Origin of the sequence: Sphingomonas aerolata, from assembly GCF_023935825.1 — a bacterium.
Taxonomy (GTDB): domain Bacteria; phylum Pseudomonadota; class Alphaproteobacteria; order Sphingomonadales; family Sphingomonadaceae; genus Sphingomonas; species Sphingomonas aerolata.
Genome location: NZ_CP098762.1, coordinates 500,664 through 515,448, shown reverse-complemented (window position 1 = coordinate 515,448; position 14,785 = coordinate 500,664). Strand labels below are relative to the sequence as shown.

At 67.4% G+C, this 14,785-nt stretch carries 19 protein-coding genes and 1 tRNA gene; 4 read left to right on the top strand and 16 right to left on the bottom strand.

Annotation, left to right across the window (positions count from 1 at the left end):
* Positions 1-35: 35 nt before the first annotated feature.
* A complete protein-coding gene (locus tag NEF64_RS02505) occupies positions 36-1,040 on the top strand; it encodes an L-threonylcarbamoyladenylate synthase (protein WP_056406853.1) in 1,005 nt (334 codons plus the stop codon).
* Positions 1,041-1,128: 88 nt separating this feature from the next.
* Here NEF64_RS02505 and msrA read toward each other — a convergent pair whose 3' ends face one another.
* Entirely contained in the window at positions 1,129-1,671 is a 543-nt protein-coding gene (gene msrA, locus NEF64_RS02500; RefSeq protein ID WP_031395728.1) for a peptide-methionine (S)-S-oxide reductase MsrA, read from the bottom strand.
* Positions 1,672-1,763: 92 nt separating this feature from the next.
* Here msrA and galE point away from each other — a divergent pair, with 92 nt between their 5' ends.
* A complete protein-coding gene (galE, locus tag NEF64_RS02495) occupies positions 1,764-2,744 on the top strand; it encodes a UDP-glucose 4-epimerase GalE (RefSeq protein ID WP_031438854.1) in 981 nt (326 codons plus the stop codon).
* 12 nt (positions 2,745-2,756) lie between these two features.
* Here galE and NEF64_RS02490 read toward each other — a convergent pair whose 3' ends face one another.
* From NEF64_RS02490 to folK, 5 genes are all read right to left on the bottom strand, one after another.
* Positions 2,757-3,509, bottom strand: a complete 753-nt coding sequence (locus NEF64_RS02490) for a phosphatase PAP2 family protein (RefSeq protein WP_082446898.1) — start codon at positions 3,507-3,509, stop codon at positions 2,757-2,759.
* 6 nt (positions 3,510-3,515) lie between these two features.
* On the bottom strand, positions 3,516-3,785 hold the full coding sequence (locus NEF64_RS02485; RefSeq protein WP_031395725.1) for a DUF1488 family protein: 270 nt from the start codon (positions 3,783-3,785) through the stop codon (positions 3,516-3,518).
* 175 nt (positions 3,786-3,960) lie between these two features.
* Entirely contained in the window at positions 3,961-4,380 is a 420-nt protein-coding gene (locus NEF64_RS02480) for an HIRAN domain-containing protein (RefSeq protein ID WP_056406850.1), read from the bottom strand.
* A gap of 92 nt (positions 4,381-4,472) precedes the next feature.
* A tRNA-Lys gene (locus NEF64_RS02475) sits at positions 4,473-4,548 on the bottom strand.
* Between the two features lie 19 nt (positions 4,549-4,567).
* Complete coding sequence (gene folK / locus NEF64_RS02470; RefSeq protein ID WP_056406848.1) at positions 4,568-5,044, bottom strand: 2-amino-4-hydroxy-6-hydroxymethyldihydropteridine diphosphokinase; 477 nt, start codon at positions 5,042-5,044, stop codon at positions 4,568-4,570.
* Between the two features lie 22 nt (positions 5,045-5,066).
* On the opposite strand from folK, the gene NEF64_RS02465 reads away from it, so the two are divergent.
* Positions 5,067-5,738 (top strand): uracil-DNA glycosylase, encoded by a 672-nt coding sequence (locus NEF64_RS02465; RefSeq protein WP_031441050.1) that lies wholly within the window; start codon positions 5,067-5,069, stop codon positions 5,736-5,738.
* Between the two features lie 6 nt (positions 5,739-5,744).
* Here NEF64_RS02465 and aguB read toward each other — a convergent pair whose 3' ends face one another.
* From aguB to rpsD, 5 genes are all read right to left on the bottom strand, one after another.
* Positions 5,745-6,605: an N-carbamoylputrescine amidase gene (aguB, locus tag NEF64_RS02460; protein WP_031395228.1), complete on the bottom strand. Its 861-nt coding sequence runs from the start codon at positions 6,603-6,605 to the stop codon at positions 5,745-5,747.
* An 8-nt stretch (positions 6,606-6,613) separates the two neighbouring features.
* Positions 6,614-6,964 carry a DUF3147 family protein gene (locus NEF64_RS02455; protein WP_056406845.1) on the bottom strand — a complete coding sequence of 117 codons (351 nt, stop codon included), beginning with the start codon at positions 6,962-6,964 and terminating at the stop codon, positions 6,614-6,616.
* Positions 6,964-7,932 carry an agmatine deiminase family protein gene (locus NEF64_RS02450; RefSeq protein ID WP_252574589.1) on the bottom strand — a complete coding sequence of 323 codons (969 nt, stop codon included), beginning with the start codon at positions 7,930-7,932 and terminating at the stop codon, positions 6,964-6,966. The genes NEF64_RS02455 and NEF64_RS02450 overlap by 1 nt, the downstream gene beginning before the upstream one ends.
* Entirely contained in the window at positions 7,933-9,564 is a 1,632-nt protein-coding gene (locus NEF64_RS02445; protein ID WP_252574587.1) for a M28 family peptidase, read from the bottom strand.
* A 277-nt stretch (positions 9,565-9,841) separates the two neighbouring features.
* On the bottom strand, positions 9,842-10,456 hold the full coding sequence (gene rpsD, locus NEF64_RS02440) for a 30S ribosomal protein S4 (RefSeq protein ID WP_031394942.1): 615 nt from the start codon (positions 10,454-10,456) through the stop codon (positions 9,842-9,844).
* Positions 10,457-10,648: 192 nt separating this feature from the next.
* Here rpsD and NEF64_RS02435 point away from each other — a divergent pair, with 192 nt between their 5' ends.
* Positions 10,649-10,948 carry a chorismate mutase gene (locus NEF64_RS02435; RefSeq protein WP_031394943.1) on the top strand — a complete coding sequence of 100 codons (300 nt, stop codon included), beginning with the start codon at positions 10,649-10,651 and terminating at the stop codon, positions 10,946-10,948.
* Between the two features lie 151 nt (positions 10,949-11,099).
* On the opposite strand, the gene NEF64_RS02430 is transcribed toward NEF64_RS02435, so the two are convergent.
* The 5 genes from NEF64_RS02430 to rpiB all read right to left on the bottom strand — a co-directional run bounded on the left by NEF64_RS02430 (position 11,100) and on the right by rpiB (position 14,761).
* Positions 11,100-12,185, bottom strand: a complete 1,086-nt coding sequence (locus NEF64_RS02430) for a TrmH family RNA methyltransferase (RefSeq protein ID WP_082446897.1) — start codon at positions 12,183-12,185, stop codon at positions 11,100-11,102.
* 160 nt (positions 12,186-12,345) lie between these two features.
* Positions 12,346-12,810 (bottom strand): transcriptional regulator NrdR, encoded by a 465-nt coding sequence (gene nrdR / locus NEF64_RS02425; protein WP_056053297.1) that lies wholly within the window; start codon positions 12,808-12,810, stop codon positions 12,346-12,348.
* Complete coding sequence (locus tag NEF64_RS02420; RefSeq protein WP_031394946.1) at positions 12,811-12,990, bottom strand: hypothetical protein; 180 nt, start codon at positions 12,988-12,990, stop codon at positions 12,811-12,813.
* A 5-nt stretch (positions 12,991-12,995) separates the two neighbouring features.
* Positions 12,996-14,306 carry a serine hydroxymethyltransferase gene (locus tag NEF64_RS02415; RefSeq protein ID WP_056406841.1) on the bottom strand — a complete coding sequence of 437 codons (1,311 nt, stop codon included), beginning with the start codon at positions 14,304-14,306 and terminating at the stop codon, positions 12,996-12,998.
* Positions 14,303-14,761, bottom strand: a complete 459-nt coding sequence (rpiB, locus tag NEF64_RS02410; protein ID WP_056406840.1) for a ribose 5-phosphate isomerase B — start codon at positions 14,759-14,761, stop codon at positions 14,303-14,305. Before rpiB ends, NEF64_RS02415 begins: the two co-directional genes overlap by 4 nt.
* Positions 14,762-14,785 lie beyond the last annotated feature (24 nt).

Genomic DNA, 14,785 nt, shown 5'->3' with positions numbered 1-14,785 from the left:
ATCGCTATGCTTTGCGCCCGCTATAGGCCTTCAGAATGACGCGTCCACACCCCCTGATTTTACCCTACGGCACCGCGGCGGTCGCGCAGGCGGCGGCGGTGATTCGCGCCGGCGGACTCGTCGCGGTGCCGACCGAGACGGTCTACGGACTCGCCGCGGATGCGACCGACGCGCAGGCGGTGGCGGGCATCTATGCCGCCAAGGGACGGCCGAGCTTCAACCCGCTGATCGTGCATGTCGCGGATCTTGCCGCGGCCGAACGGATCGCGGTGTTCGATGCGGATGCGCGCGCGCTGGCCGCGGCGTTCTGGCCGGGTCCGCTGACGCTGGTGCTGCCGGTGCGCAGCGATTCGGGGATCGCGGCACTGGTGACCGCGGGGCTCGACACGATCGCGATCCGGGTGCCGCGGCACCGCGCGATGCAGGCGCTGATCGCGGCATCGGGGCGGCCGCTCGCGGCACCATCGGCCAATGCGAGCGGGGGGATCTCGCCAACGACGGCGGCGCATGTCGCGGCGAGTCTGGGGGGGAACGTGCCGCTGATCCTCGACGATGGCGCGACCGAGGCGGGGCTCGAGTCGACGATCGTGGCGGGGCGGACGGTGTTGCGGCCGGGGCCGGTGACGGCGGAGTTGCTCTTAAGCCACCTCCCCGGCGGAGGCCGGGGCCCAGGTGGAAAGGTCGCTGTAACGAAGGACGATGGGCCTCACGATCGTCCCGCAACTGGGCCCCGGCCTTCGCCGGGGGGGCGTGCGGTTACGGCGCCCGGGCAGCTTGAAAGCCATTATGCGCCGAGCAAGTTGCTTCGGTTGAGCGCGCTCGATGCCGAGGCCGACGAGTGGCTGATCGGGTTCGGGGCGGTTGCAGGGAATGTCTCGCTGTCGACGTCAGGCGACCTCGTCGAAGCCGCCGCGAAGCTGTTCGACCTGCTCCACGCTGCCGATGCGAACGACCGTCCGAAGATCGCCGTCGCACCCATTCCTTCCGACGGCATCGGCGAGGCGATCAATGACCGCCTCTGCCGCGCCGCGCATCGCTGACCTGTTCCCCCGCGCAGGCGGGGGTTCAGGAGTCGCGTTGGCATCCGGTATTTAGCTGGACCCCCGCGTCCGCGGGGGAACAGCGTCGTTACGCGCTGACCGCGGCCTTCGACCGTGCGGCAAAGCTCTTGCGGAGCTTCTGCAGCTTGGGGGGGATCACCGCCATGCAATAGGGGTTGGAGCGCCCCGAGGTTTCCCAATAATCCTGGTGATAGCCTTCGGCCTCGTACCAGGTCGTCATCGGCTCGATCGTCGTGACGATCGGCTTGGCGCTGTCCGCCTGTGCACGCTCGAGCGCGGCCTGCATCTCGGCCTTCTGCGCGTCGTCGGCGGGGAACATTGCCGAACGATATTGCGTGCCGACGTCGTTGCCCTGCCGGTTGAGCGTCGTCGCGTCATGCGTCGCGAAGAAGATGTCGAGCAGGTCGCCAAGCTTCAGCTGTTCGGGATCGAAGCCGATCCGGATCGCCTCGGCATGGCCGGTATCGCCGCCGCACACCTGTTTGTAGGTCGGATCAGGCACATGCCCGCCGATATAGCCGCTCTCGGCGCTCTCGACGCCGATCACGTCCTTGAACACAGCCTCGGTGCACCAGAAGCACCCGCCCGCCAGCGTTACATAATCCGTCATCACGATCTCCTTTCCGCCAAGATAGGAAGCCGCTACCCCGCAACAAAGAGGAGACGCATGTGATCGACGGTGCAAGGCTTGATGGCAGGGTGATGGTAACGGGCGGCGCCGGCTATATCGGCAGCCATGCGGTCCTGGCGCTGCTCGACGCGGGGCATGAGGTGGTCGTGGTCGACAATCTGGTCACCGGCTTCGACTGGGCGGTCGATCCCCGCGCGACTTTGGTCGAGGCGAACGTCGCCGACGATGCGAAGGTCCGCGCGGCGATCCGCGATCACAAGGTCCGCGCGATCATGCATTTCGCCGGCTCGGTCGTGGTGCCCGAATCGGTCAGCGACCCGCTCAAATATTACCGCAACAACACCGCCGCCAGCCGGTCGCTGATCGAGAGCGCGGTGGCGGAAGGCGTGCCGCACTTCATCTTCTCGTCGACCGCGGCGACCTATGGCACGCCCGAAAAGGTGCCGGTCGCCGAGGGCGATCCGACCGTGCCGATCAATCCGTACGGCATGTCGAAGCTGATGACCGAGGCGATGCTGCGCGACGTCGCGGCGGCGCACCCGATCAACTATGCCGCGCTGCGCTACTTCAACGTCGCGGGCGCGGATCCGCAGGGGCGCAGCGGCCAGTCGACGGTCGGCGCGACTCACCTGATCAAGATCGCGGTCGAGGCGGCGACGGGCAAGCGCAGCCATGTCGGCGTCTATGGCACCGATTTCGCCACCCCCGACGGCACCGGCGTGCGCGACTATATCCATGTCAGCGACCTTGCCGCCGCGCATGTCGCCGCACTCGACCTGCTGGTCGCCGAGCCGGCGAAGAGCCACACGCTGAACGCGGGCTATGGCACCGGCTTCTCGGTGCTCGAGGTGCTCGATGCGGTCGACAAGGTCACCAACATGACGATCGACCGCCGCCTCGAGGGGCGCCGCGCGGGCGATCCGGCGATGCTGATCTCGGACAACAGCGCGATCCTTTCGACGCTCGACTGGCAGCCGCGCCATGCCGATCTCGACGGGATCGTCCGCGATGCGCTGGCCTGGGAACGCACGCTTGCCGAGCGCCAGCGCTAGGAACCGGCTCGATCAGGCGTCGGCGGGCGGGCGGCCAAAGGCGTGGCGCTCGCCGCCGATCGCCGCCCGGGCGCGGGCGGTGGCGAGCCACCAGCCGAGCGCCCACAGCGTCCCGAAGCTCCAGCCGGCGAGCACGTCGCTTGGCCAGTGGACGCCGAGATAGACGCGGCTGCATCCGATCGCCCCGACCATCAGGATCGCCATGACGAGGATGTAGCGCCGTGCCGCATTCGACACGGTGACCTGCGACGCGAGCCCGGCGAGCGTGAGATAGACGATCGCGCTGTTCGCCGAATGCCCGCTCGGGAAACTCATGTTCGACACCTGGACCAGATGGTCGACGATGTCGGGTCGCGGCCGGGCGACCTCGGTCTTGACCAGCGCGACGACCATCCCGCCGCTGACACTGGCGGCGAGCGTCGCCGCCGCGCTGAGCCAGAGCCGCTGGACCGCGAGCAGCCCCGCCGCCAGCACCACGATGATCGTCAGCACGACGCCGCCGCCGAGCGCGGTGACGTCGGCGGCGACCTTGGGTAGCCAGGACGGCCCGCCCCAGGCGCGCAGGTTGAGGATGATCGCGCGGTCGAAATCGAACGGCCAGTGGCCGAGCGCGAGACCGATCAGCAGGACGAGCGCGATCGCGACCGCGCCGACCGATGCGCCCGCAAGCACCACCGGCAGGCGACGGCGATGCGCCTCGCCCGGGGTGGCGACGCCGGGCGTCACGCTGCGATCACCGTCGCCACGGCCGGCCGACGCCGTCATGCGGAATTATTCCAGATCGCCCTCGTCGATGACGATGAGCGATGCGGACGGCTTCTTCATCGCGGCTTCGGCGCAGACGTCGACGATCTCGTCGCTGAAACGCTCGAACAGCTCGAGCGCGTCGTCCTCGGGCTCGTCGCCGCTGAGTTCCTTCAGCACGGCATATTTCACCGCGAAATCACGGTCGTCGCCGTCAATCTCGGCGGTGAACTCGACCTGCCGCTCGCGGTCGTTGTCGGTAAGGCTGTTCTGGTCGATTACGAGGCTGCTGGCCATGTCTTGAACTCCCGGGGTTACGCGATCGTCCCTGCCCTCGCCCCTCGTGCAGGGCAAGCCGGTAAAACGCGTTTTGCGCTTCGCCGATACAGGGTTGGTCAGGCAGCGATAACCCGTGAGCCCGGCCTTCGATCCGGGAAAGGTCCACGCTGCGGTGTTTCACCACGCCCAGCGATCAGGCGCCCCATTCGGGCCCGTCCTCGTCGCGGTAGAAGCCGTCGTCGCGGTCGGGTTCGGGCGGGGGTGGCGGCGGGCCGGGATCGGCGATCGGCGGCGGCAGCGAAGGGTCGCCCCCGCCGAAGCGGATGCGGATATAGGCGCTGCCCTGATGCATCGCCTGGAACAGCGCGCTCGTCTCCTCGGCCTGCAGCCGCCGGCCGATCATCGGCGCGCGTTCGGCGCTGATATAGCCGAGCTGGATGTCGCGTTCGCTCCACACGCCGACCGCATTCGAATCATGCGGATTCTTCGGTTCGCGGCGCAAGGTCACGCGGTCGCCCGGCGCACAGAGCAGGATTTCCATCCGCCGGTTGCTCCTGGTCTTGTCCGCATTGGGGAAGTCGATGCCGACGATCGAGGTGGTGAATTCGTCCATCGCGCAACGATGCGCGCGCCGGCGCGGCCGATCAAGCGGTGCAAATCGGGGGGGGGGGCGAATCAGGGGCTTGCGAGAGGAGGAGGTGCCGATGGTGGGTCCGCCGGGGCTCGAACCCGGGACCTCTCGATTAAAAGTCGCTTGCTCTACCAACTGAGCTACGGACCCGTACATCGGCTGCGAGCCACTAGGGGCGCAGCCGCGGTCGGTCAACCTTGTGCGCGAGATGGCGGACGCTTTGCCCGGTCAGCGGGTCGCGCCAGCGCGGCGCGATGCGCGCGAGCGGCGCCAGCACGAAGCCGCGGTCCCGGTAGGCGGCGTGCGGCACGGTCAGCCCCGGCCCCCTCCAAGCACCCCCCGACCACAGGATGATGTCGAGATCGATCACCCGCGATCCCCAGCGGCGCCCGCGCCGCCGCCCGAACGCGGTCTCGATTCGCTTCAGCCGCGCGAGCAGCACGGGCGGCGAGTCGCGCGTCTCGATCAGCGCGACCGCATTGGCATAGCGGCGGATCGACGGCCCGAGCGGTGCGCTTGCGATGATCGGCGACACGGCGACGACACCGCCGACCGCGGCCAGCGCGGCGCGGATCGTCGCGGCGGGCGCGCCGTGGATCCCGCGCCGATTCGAGCCGAGCGCGATCGCATAGGTTGTCCGCTCCATCCGACCCGCCTAACGCACCGCGATGAACTTCGCACCCTCCCCGCTGCCCGAAACCGAGCCGCCGCACGACTGTCCCAATTGCCCGCGCCTCGTCGCCTTCCGCAACGAACTGCGCGCCGAATTCCCGACCTGGTGGAACGCGCCCGTCCCCGCCTTCGGCGATCCCGACGCATGGCTCGGCATCATCGGCCTCGCCCCCGGCAAGCACGGCGCCAACCGCACCGGCCGCCCGTTCACCGGCGATTTCGCGGGGCAGCTGCTCTATGACACGCTTGGCAAGTTCGGGCTGGCAGACGGCGTCTTCGCGGCGAAACCCGATGACGGGCTGAAGCTCAACGGCGCGATCATCATCAACGCGGTCAAGTGCCTGCCGCCGCAAAACAAGCCGACCCCGGAGGAAATCCGCACCTGCCGCCCGTTCGTCGAATCGCAGCTCGCCGAATTGCCCAAGGCGCGGATCTTCATCGCACTCGGCCAGATCGCGCACCAGACCAGCGTCAAGCTGCTCGGCGGACGCCTGCCCAAGGCGAAGTTCGGCCATCTCGCCGAGCATGTCATGCCCGACGGCCGCATCCTGATCGATAGCTATCACTGCTCGCGCTACAACCAGAACACCCGCGTCCTGACGCCCGAGATGTTCGAGGCAGTCTTCGCACGGGCGCTGGAACTGCGGCGCAGCATCGCCGCAGCATAAGCTGCGTCAGACGTCCGCGACGAGCCGCCCGTAAAGATCCGGCCGGCGGTCGCGGAAGAAGCCGAAGGCGGCGCGGTGGCGCTTGACGATGTCGAGGTCGATCGTCGCGGTGATCACGCCTTCGTCGTCACGGCCGAGTTCCGCCAGAATGTCGCCGCGCTCGTCGGCGATGAAGCTGGTGCCGTAGAAGGTCTGGCCATGCTCGACACCGACGCGGTTGGCGGCGACGATCGGGACGACGTTGCTGACCGCATGCCCGACCATCGCACGCCGCCACAGCCGCGCGGTGTCGAGGCTGGTGTCGTGCGGCTCGCTGCCGATCGCGGTCGGGTAGAACAGGACTTCGGCGCCCATCAGCATCATCGCGCGCGCGGTCTCGGGATACCATTGGTCCCAGCAGACGCCGACGCCGAGCGTCGAGCGGCCCTGCGCTGCGGCATGCGGCCAGACCTTGAAGCCGGTATTGCCGGGGCGGAAATAAAATTTTTCCTCATAGCCCGGGCCGTCGGGGATGTGGCTCTTGCGATAGACGCCCTGCACCTCGCCGTCGGGACCGATCATCGCGAGGCTGTTATAGTGATGCGGGCCATCGGCCTCGAAGAAGCTGGTCGGGATGGTGACCTTGAGCGCCTCGGCGAGCGCCTGCATCGCGAGCACCGCCTTGTGCTCGCCGACGGGGGCGGCGTTGGCGAACAGGCCCTCGTCCTCGACGCGGCAGAAATATTCGCCCTCGAACAATTCGGGCGGCAGGATCACCTGCGCGCCACGCGCCGCAGCTTCGCGGACCAGCCGCGAGACATTGGCGATGTTCTTGTCGATATCGGCAGTGAAACCGAGCTGGAGCGCGGCGACAGTGATCTCGGTCATGCGAATTCCTATAGCGTCACGCCGAAGCGCGCCGCGATTGCGACGACCGCGAGATAGAGAAGGATCGTCAGGACGCAACCGGCAGCGAGCGAAACCCAGAAGCCGACGCCGTGCCGCAACAGCGCCGGAATCAGCAGGAACATCGGCAGCGAGGGCAGCACGTACCAGAAGGTCGCCTCGGCATGTGCGGCCAGCCGGACGCGGTCGCCGGTGTCGTGCCACAGCCAGATCATGCCGAGCACCGACAGCAGCGGCAGCGACGCGACCAGCGCCCCTGCCGCCGGACTCCGCCGGGCAACCAGCGCGATCAGCGCGACGATGATCCCGGACAGGACCGCGCGGACCGCGAAGGCGAGCATCAGCCGGGGATTTGCTGGCTGATGCAGTGGAAGCTGCCGCCGCCGGTCAGGATATGGTCCGCACGCTGCCCGACGACCTGACGATCGGGAAAGATCGCCTGGATCGCCGCGACCGCGGCATCGTCATTCTCCGCGCCGTAGAGCGGCACGACGACGGCGGCATTGCCGATGTAGAAGTTCATGTAGCTGGCCGGGACGATTTCCTCGTCGCGCAGCACGCGGCCGGGCGACGGGATGCTGACCACCGTCAGGCCGGCGCGTTCCGCATCGCGCTTCGCCAGCTGATAGACCTGCCAGTTGGGGTCGTTCTCGGCTGCCTCGGGGATCGCGACGCGGCCCTCGCCGACGAAGCGTGCGAGGTTGTCGACATGGCCGTCGGTATGATCGTTGACGAGGCCGTCGCCGAGCCACACGACCTGGCTGAAGCCGAGGTCGGACTTCAGGCGCGCCTCGATCCCCGCCGTGTCGAGGTCGGGGTTGCGGTTGCGGTTGAGCAGGCACTGTTCGGTCGTGACGACCACGCCGGTGCCGTCGCCATCGACCGCGCCGCCTTCGAGCACCCAGTCGAACGCCGCGAGCGTCTTGCCACGGCCCTCGGCCAGACGGCGGCCGATCGTGTCGTCGCCGGGCAGGTCGTATTTGCCGCCCCAGCCGTTGAACACGAACTGGTGCGCGGTGCCGTCGCCGACGATGATCGGCGCGGTGTCGCGCAGCCAGATGTCGCCGAACGGCTCGACCACGACCTCGGCGAACGGCGCGAGCCGGCGTGCGGTGCCCGCCGACCCTTCGTCCGCGGCGACCAGGATCACCGTCTCGCCGCGGCCGTCGGCATGGACTGCGGACGCAAACGCGACGACCTCGTCACGCGCGGGTTCGAGATCGTCGAGCCACAGATCGGCATGGCTCGGAAAGCCGATCCACACGGCCTTGTGATGGGCCCATTCGGCGGGCGGGGGGAGTGTCGTCACTTACTTGGCTCCTGCGCGATCTTTGTCGCGGATGTTGCGGAATTCGGCGGTCTTGTACCAGTTGGGCCACAGCCCGGTGTCGTCGGCGAGCTTGCGGCCGAGCCCGTAATAGATCGTCAGATCCTCGACCGCACCCGACCAGTCCCATGTAGCGTCATATTCGTCCGCGGGCTTGTGATAGCGGTTGGCGACATAGTCCTCGCGCGCGGCATGACCCGCCGCAGTGCCGCCGACGACGAGGTCCTCGCCGCTGCCGCCGTCGAGCATCGGCACGCCGAGCTTGGCGAAGCTGAAATGATCCGAGCGGTAATAGCCGCCGCGTTCGGGGTTCGCCTCGACGCCGATCACGCGGCCCTGCGCGGCGACGAACGGCTTGACCAGATCCTCGATCTCCGACTTGCCCGCCCCCGTCAGCACGAAGTCCTTCACGCGGCCGTCGACGTTCAGCACGTCCATGTTCACGCCGCCGACCGTCCGCGCGAGCGGATAGACGGGATGTTCGGCATAATAGCGCGAGCCGAGCAGCCCCGATTCCTCCGCGGTTACCGCGAGGAACGCGATCGAGCGCTTCGCCGGGCCGGCCTTCACATGCGCCTGTGCGAGCGCGATCAGCCCTGCGGTGCCCGTCGCATTGTCCGCTGCGCCGTTGCAGATGTCGTCGCCACCCACCGCATCGCAGCGGCCGAGATGATCCCAATGCCCCGAATACAGCACGTAATCGTCCGGTGCGGTCGTGCCCGGCAGCACGCCGATGACGTTCTTCGATGCCTGGCGACGGATCGTGTTGGCAAAGCCCGTCGACAGCTTGAGGCCGAGCGGTACCGCCTTGAAGCCCTTCACCTTGGCCGCCGCGGCGAGCGCGGCATAGTCCTTGCCCGCACTCGCGAAGACGCGCTCGGCGGCAGGCTTCTGCATCCAGCCGATCACCTGCGACTGGTCGAGATGATCGCCCGTCTCGTCGAGTTCGAGCTGCGGCCCGGTCCAGGACGACTGCACCACCGCCCAGGGATAGGCCGCGGGTTCGGTGTCATGGACGATGATTGCCGCCGCCGCGCCGTGCTTCGCCGCATTCTCGAACTTGTACGGCCAGCGGCCATACCAGGTCATCGCGCGGCCCTCGAACGGCCCTTCGCGGCCCATTGTCTGCCAGTCGGCGTCGTTGATGAGGATGACGACGGTCTTCCCCTTCACGTCGACGCCGGCATAATCGTCCCAGCCCTTTTCGGGCGCGGTGATCCCGTAGCCGACGAACACGACGTCGCTGTTCGTCACGGTCGACGTCGGCGCGACGCGGTAGGTGCCGGCGACCATGTCGGTGCGATAGGCGAGGCTGACGGGGGCGGTGCCGCCGGTGAAGACGAACGGCCGGACGTCCTTGGCGGTGATCTCGACCATCGGCACGTCCTGCGTCCAGCTGCCCTTGTTGCCGGGTTTCAGCCCCGCGGCCTTCATCTGCGCGACGAGATAGGCGACGGTCTTCGCTTCGCCCGGCGTGGTCGGCGCGCGGCCTTCATAGGCGTCCGATGACAGCGTCTGGGTGACGGTCTTGAGCGTTTCGACCGAGATCGCGGGCGCGGTCTGCGCCGAGGCGGCGGTGCCGAGCAGCAACAGAGACAGGATGGCAGCGCGCATGGTCATTTCCCCAATCAGTTGCGCGGGTTCTGGCAAAGCCGGGCGTGCATGTCCACGAAACGAAAAGGCGCAACGAAAAAGGGCGGCCCCGCAGGACCGCCCTTCACACCCTTACCGTTCGTGCTGAGTAGAGACCGAGTAGGTGCCGAAGGCACCGTATCGAGGGCTCGTATCGAAGCACAAGTGGTACGCGCCAACCTGTCCTTCGATACGCCGCCTCGATACGCGGCTGCGCCGCTACTCGACGGCTACTCAGGACGAACGGGAGGAAATCAAATCAGCGCGAATAGAACTCGACGACCAGGTTCGGTTCCATCTTCACCGGATAGGGCACTTCGTCGAGCGTGGGCACGCGCGTGAAGGTGACCTTGGCGGCGCCGTCGGTGGCGACATAGTCGGGGATCTCGCGCTCGGCGAGGGTCTGTGCTTCCATGACCAGCGCCATCTCCTGCGCCTTGGTGCCCAGCGTGATCTCGTCACCGACGAAGCAGCGACGCGATGCGACGTTGCACTTCACGCCGTTGACGCGGATGTGGCCGTGCGAAACGATCTGGCGAGCCGCGAAGATCGTCGGTGCGAACTTGGCGCGGTAGACGATCATGTCGAGACGCTGCTCGAGCAGGCCGATCAGGTTCTGGCTGGTATCGCCCTTCATGCGTGCGGCTTCGAAATAGCAGGCGCGGAACTGCTTCTCGGTCACGTCGCCATAATAGCCCTTGAGCTTCTGCTTGGCGCGCAGCTGGATGCCGAAGTCGCTGACCTTGCCCTTGCGGCGCTGGCCGTGCTGGCCGGGGCCGTATTCGCGCTTGTTGACCGGCGACTTGGGGCGACCCCAGATGTTCTCGCCCATACGGCGATCGAGTTTGTACTTTGCGCTTTGACGCTTCGACATGATAAAACCTTTGCAAATGCAAACAACGTTGGTCCCGGTATCGCTCTGCTGGTCGTCATAGGACCCAGGGGTCCGGACAAGGCAGGGCCACCGCTTCACCGGGGTGCAGGGCCATTGCGAAGGCGGGCGCCTAGACGCCGCGCCTGCCAGAGTCAAGCTGGACAGCGTGCGGGCCGCTCGGCAAGAGGCGGCATGACCATCCTATCCGGCCCCGATTGCACCACCATGACCGAGGTCCGCGCGGGCGTCGACGCGCTCGACCGCGAGCTCGTCGCGCTGCTGGCCAGACGCTTTGCCTATATGGACGCCGCCGCGCGCATCAAGCCCGAGCGGGGGCATGTGCGCGACGAGGCGCGCAAGACTCAGGTGATCGAGAATGCGCGGGCCGAGGCCGCGCGGCTGGGGTTGCCGGACGCGGCGATCGCGGATCTATGGGAGGGGCTGGTCGAGGCGTCGATCGCGTATGAGCTGGCGGCGTTCGACCGGCGCTAGAAGAACAGGCCTGCCTTTAACCAAGTCCGTCATTCCCGCGGAGGCGGGAACCCATAGTGGCAAAGTTTGGCCCCTTGAGCGCCAGCGTTCGCCGGTATGGATCCCCGCCTTCGCGGGGATGACGGAATTCGGGTAGGCGCGTCCGCTCCCCTCACCCCCGCGGCTTCTTCCCCGCCAGCGACGAGAGCACGCCGCGCATCGTGCGGATTTCCTGGCTCGACCAGCCCGGCTTAGTCAGCAGCGTGCGCAGCGTGCGGCGCGTCGTCTGGATCTTGTCGGGCGGATAGAAAAAGCCTGCGCCCATCAGCATCGTGTCGAGCTGGCCGATCATCCCGTCGAGCTCTTCCTGCGGTGCGGGCGGCATGATCGGATTGATCGAGGGCTGGCTGAGCTCGCGCTCCGCGGTCAGCCCCTTCGACCATTCATAGGCGACCAGGATCACCGCCTGGGCAAGGTTGAGCGAGCCGAATTCGGGGTTGATCGGCACCGTGATGATCGTCCGCGCGACCGCGACGTCGTCGGTTTCTAGCCCTGAGCGCTCGGGTCCGAACAGGATGGCGGAGCGGCCGGGGGCGGCGTGGATCTCGGTCGCGGCCTGTTCGGGGGTCACGACAGGCTTGGTGACGCCGCGTTTGCGGACCGTTGTCGCGAAGACCTGTGCGCAGTCGGCGGTAGCGGCGGCGACGCTGTCATAGACCTTGGCGTTTTGCAGGACGATGTCGGCGCCGCTGGCGGCGGGGCCGGCCGATGGGTTGGGCCAGCCGTCGCGCGGGGAGACGAGGCGCATCTCGACGAGGCCGAAGTTGAGCATCGCACGCGCGGCCTTGCCGATGTTTTCGCCGAGCTGGGGGCGGACGAGGATTATGACCGGGGGTGGGGTTGCGGCTCCCCCATCCCGTTCGTCCCGAGTAGAGGTCGAGCCTGTCGAGACCTCGTATCGAGGGACAGATTCGGAGCGCTCCGGCTTGCGCGCCGCGGCCGACACCGCTGCCCAGTCGTCGCGGAACAGCGCCTCCTTCTTCTTGCGCGACCAGCCCTTGACCTGGAACTCGGCCGCGAGTGCCTCCTGTCGCGAGGGGAACTCCTGGCTCCACATCAGCGTCACGGGGCGGCGCGTCTGTGTGTAGCCCTCGATCTCGCCAAGGTTGTGTTGACCGATCCTTCGCTCGAGGTCGTCGGTGTGTCCGGTGTAATAACTGTCGTCGGCGCAGCGCACCACATAGGCCCAAAATGTCATCCGCGGGGCTTATCCCTCGATACGCCGTCTCGACAAGCTCGACGTCTACTCGGGACGAACGGGGGTGGGGGAGATTGCGGGGAGTCGTGCCGCAATGCAGCCGTTCGTCCCGAGTAGTGATCGAGCTTGTCGAAAGCGCGTGACGAGGGACAGGCCCGGATCACTCCGCCCGCCCGACCTCCTCGACACTCCCGGCAAACGCCTCGAAGTCCTTCGCCTCGCTGAAGTCGCGGTACACGCTGGCAAACCGGATATACGCGACCGAATCGAGCCCCTTGAGCCCGTCCATCACCATCTCGCCGATCCGCTTCGACGTGACGTCGTTCTCGCCGAGCGTCTCGAGCCGGCGCTGGATGCCGCTGACGAGCTTCTCGATCCGTCCCGGCTCGATCGCGCGTTTCCGCGTGGCGATCGAGAGCGAGCGGAGCAGCTTCTCGCGGTCGAATGGCTCCCTGCGCCCCTCGCTTTTCAGTACGAACAGTTCGCGCAGCTGGATGCGCTCGAACGTCGTGAAACGCGCGGCGCAGCCTTCGCACTGGCGCCGGCGCCGGATCGCCGCCCCGTCTTCGGTGGGGCGGCTGTCCTTGACCTGGCTGTCTTCATGTCCGCAAAAGGGGCAGCGCATTCAGACCTTCTTCTTGCCCTTGTAATAGGCGTAGCCCGCGCCCGCGAGCGCGCCGAAGATCGGGCCGATCACCGGCACTGGAATCGCGACGACCGCGCCGAGTGCGCTCCACTTGGCCATGCTCTTGCCGAGACCCGGGGTCGCCTTGATGTCGTTCTGGATGTCATCGATCTTCGACATGCTCGTTATCCTTGATAGATGGGGAAGCGTGCGCACAGCGTGCGAACACGTGCCCGAACGTCCGCCTCGACCTGCGGGTCCCCATGCTCGCCCTTTTTCGCGAGCCCGTCCAGCACGTCGGCGACCATGTTGCCGATCTCGCGGAATTCGGCGGGGCCGAAGCCGCGCGTCGTGCCGGCAGGGGTGCCGACGCGGATGCCGCTGGTCTTCATCGGCGGCAACGGGTCGTTGGGGATGCCGTTCTTGTTGCAGGTGATGCCTGCACGCTCGAGCGCCTCGTCCGCATCGCGACCGGTGATGCCGAGCGGGGTGAGGTCGATCAGCGCGAGATGCGTGTCGGTGCCGCCCGAGACGACATCCGAGCCGCGCTCCTTGAGCGTCGCCGCCAGCACCTTCGCATTCTCGACGACCGCGGCGATATAGCTCTTGAAGTCGGGCTGGAGCGCCTCGCCGAACGCGACCGCCTTGGCTGCGATCACGTGCATCAGCGGCCCGCCCTGGAGCCCCGGGAACACCGCCGAGTTGATCTTCTTCGCTACGCCCTCGTCATTCGTCATGATCATGCCGCCGCGGGGTCCGCGCAGCGTCTTGTGCGTGGTGGTGGTCACGACATGCGCGTGACCGAACGGCGTCGGGTGAAGCCCCGCCGCGACGATCCCGGCGAAATGCGCCATGTCGACCATGAAATAGGCGCCGACCTTGTCCGCGATGGCGCGGAAACGGGTGAAGTCGATGACGCGCGGATAGGCCGAGCCGCCCGCGATGATCAGCTTCGGCTGATGCTCGACCGCCAGCGCCTCGACCTGGTCATAGTCGATTAGGTGCGTGGTGGCGTCGACGCCGTACTGAATCGCGTTGAACCACTTGCCCGACTGGGCGGGCTTGGCGCCGTGGGTCAGGTGGCCGCCGGCGTCGAGGCTCATGCCGAGGATCGTGTCGCCGGGCTTGACCAAAGCGAGCATCACCGCGCCGTTCGCCTGCGCGCCCGAATGCGGCTGGACGTTGACGAAGCCGCAGCCGAAGATCTGCTTGGCGCGCTCGATCGCGAGCGTCTCGACCGTGTCCGACGGCGCGCAGCCCTGGTAATAGCGCTTGCCCGGATAGCCTTCGGCGTACTTGTTGGTGAAGACCGAGCCCTGCGCCTCGAGCACCGCCTTGGAGACGATGTTCTCGCTCGCGATCAGCTCGATCTGGGTCTGCTCGCGCTCGAGCTCCGCCTCGACGCCGGCGAAGACGGCGGCATCGGCATCGGCGAGGCCGCGGGTGAAGAAGCCGTCCGGCTGGACGTCATGGAGCGTGTTGGGCTGGGTGCTCATGCGGGGACCTTTGCGGAAGTCCGGTCGACGGCGGAGAGCTTGTCGACACGGTGTTGATGACGGCCGCCGGCGAAATCGGCGGACAGGAAGGCTTCGACGCACGCCTTTGCCATTTCCTCGCCGATCAGGCGGGCGCCCATCGCGATGGCATTGGCGTCGTTGTGGATCCGCGCGAGGCTCGCCGACAGCGGCTCGGAGACGAGCGCGCAGCGGCAGGCGGAGTTGCGGTTGGCAGCGATCGAGATACCGATGCCCGAGCCGCACAGCGCGATGCCGCGCTCGGCGCGACCATCGGCGATCGCCGACGCGAGCTTGAACCCGTAATCGGGATAATCGACGCTGGCGGTGCCTTCGGGGCCAAGATCGAGCACGTCGTGCCCGGCCTCGCGCAGCCACGCGGTCAGCACCGCTTTCAACGAAACGGCGGCGTGGTCGGACGCGATGGCGATGCGCACCTGGCGTGTTCCTGTGATCGGGAT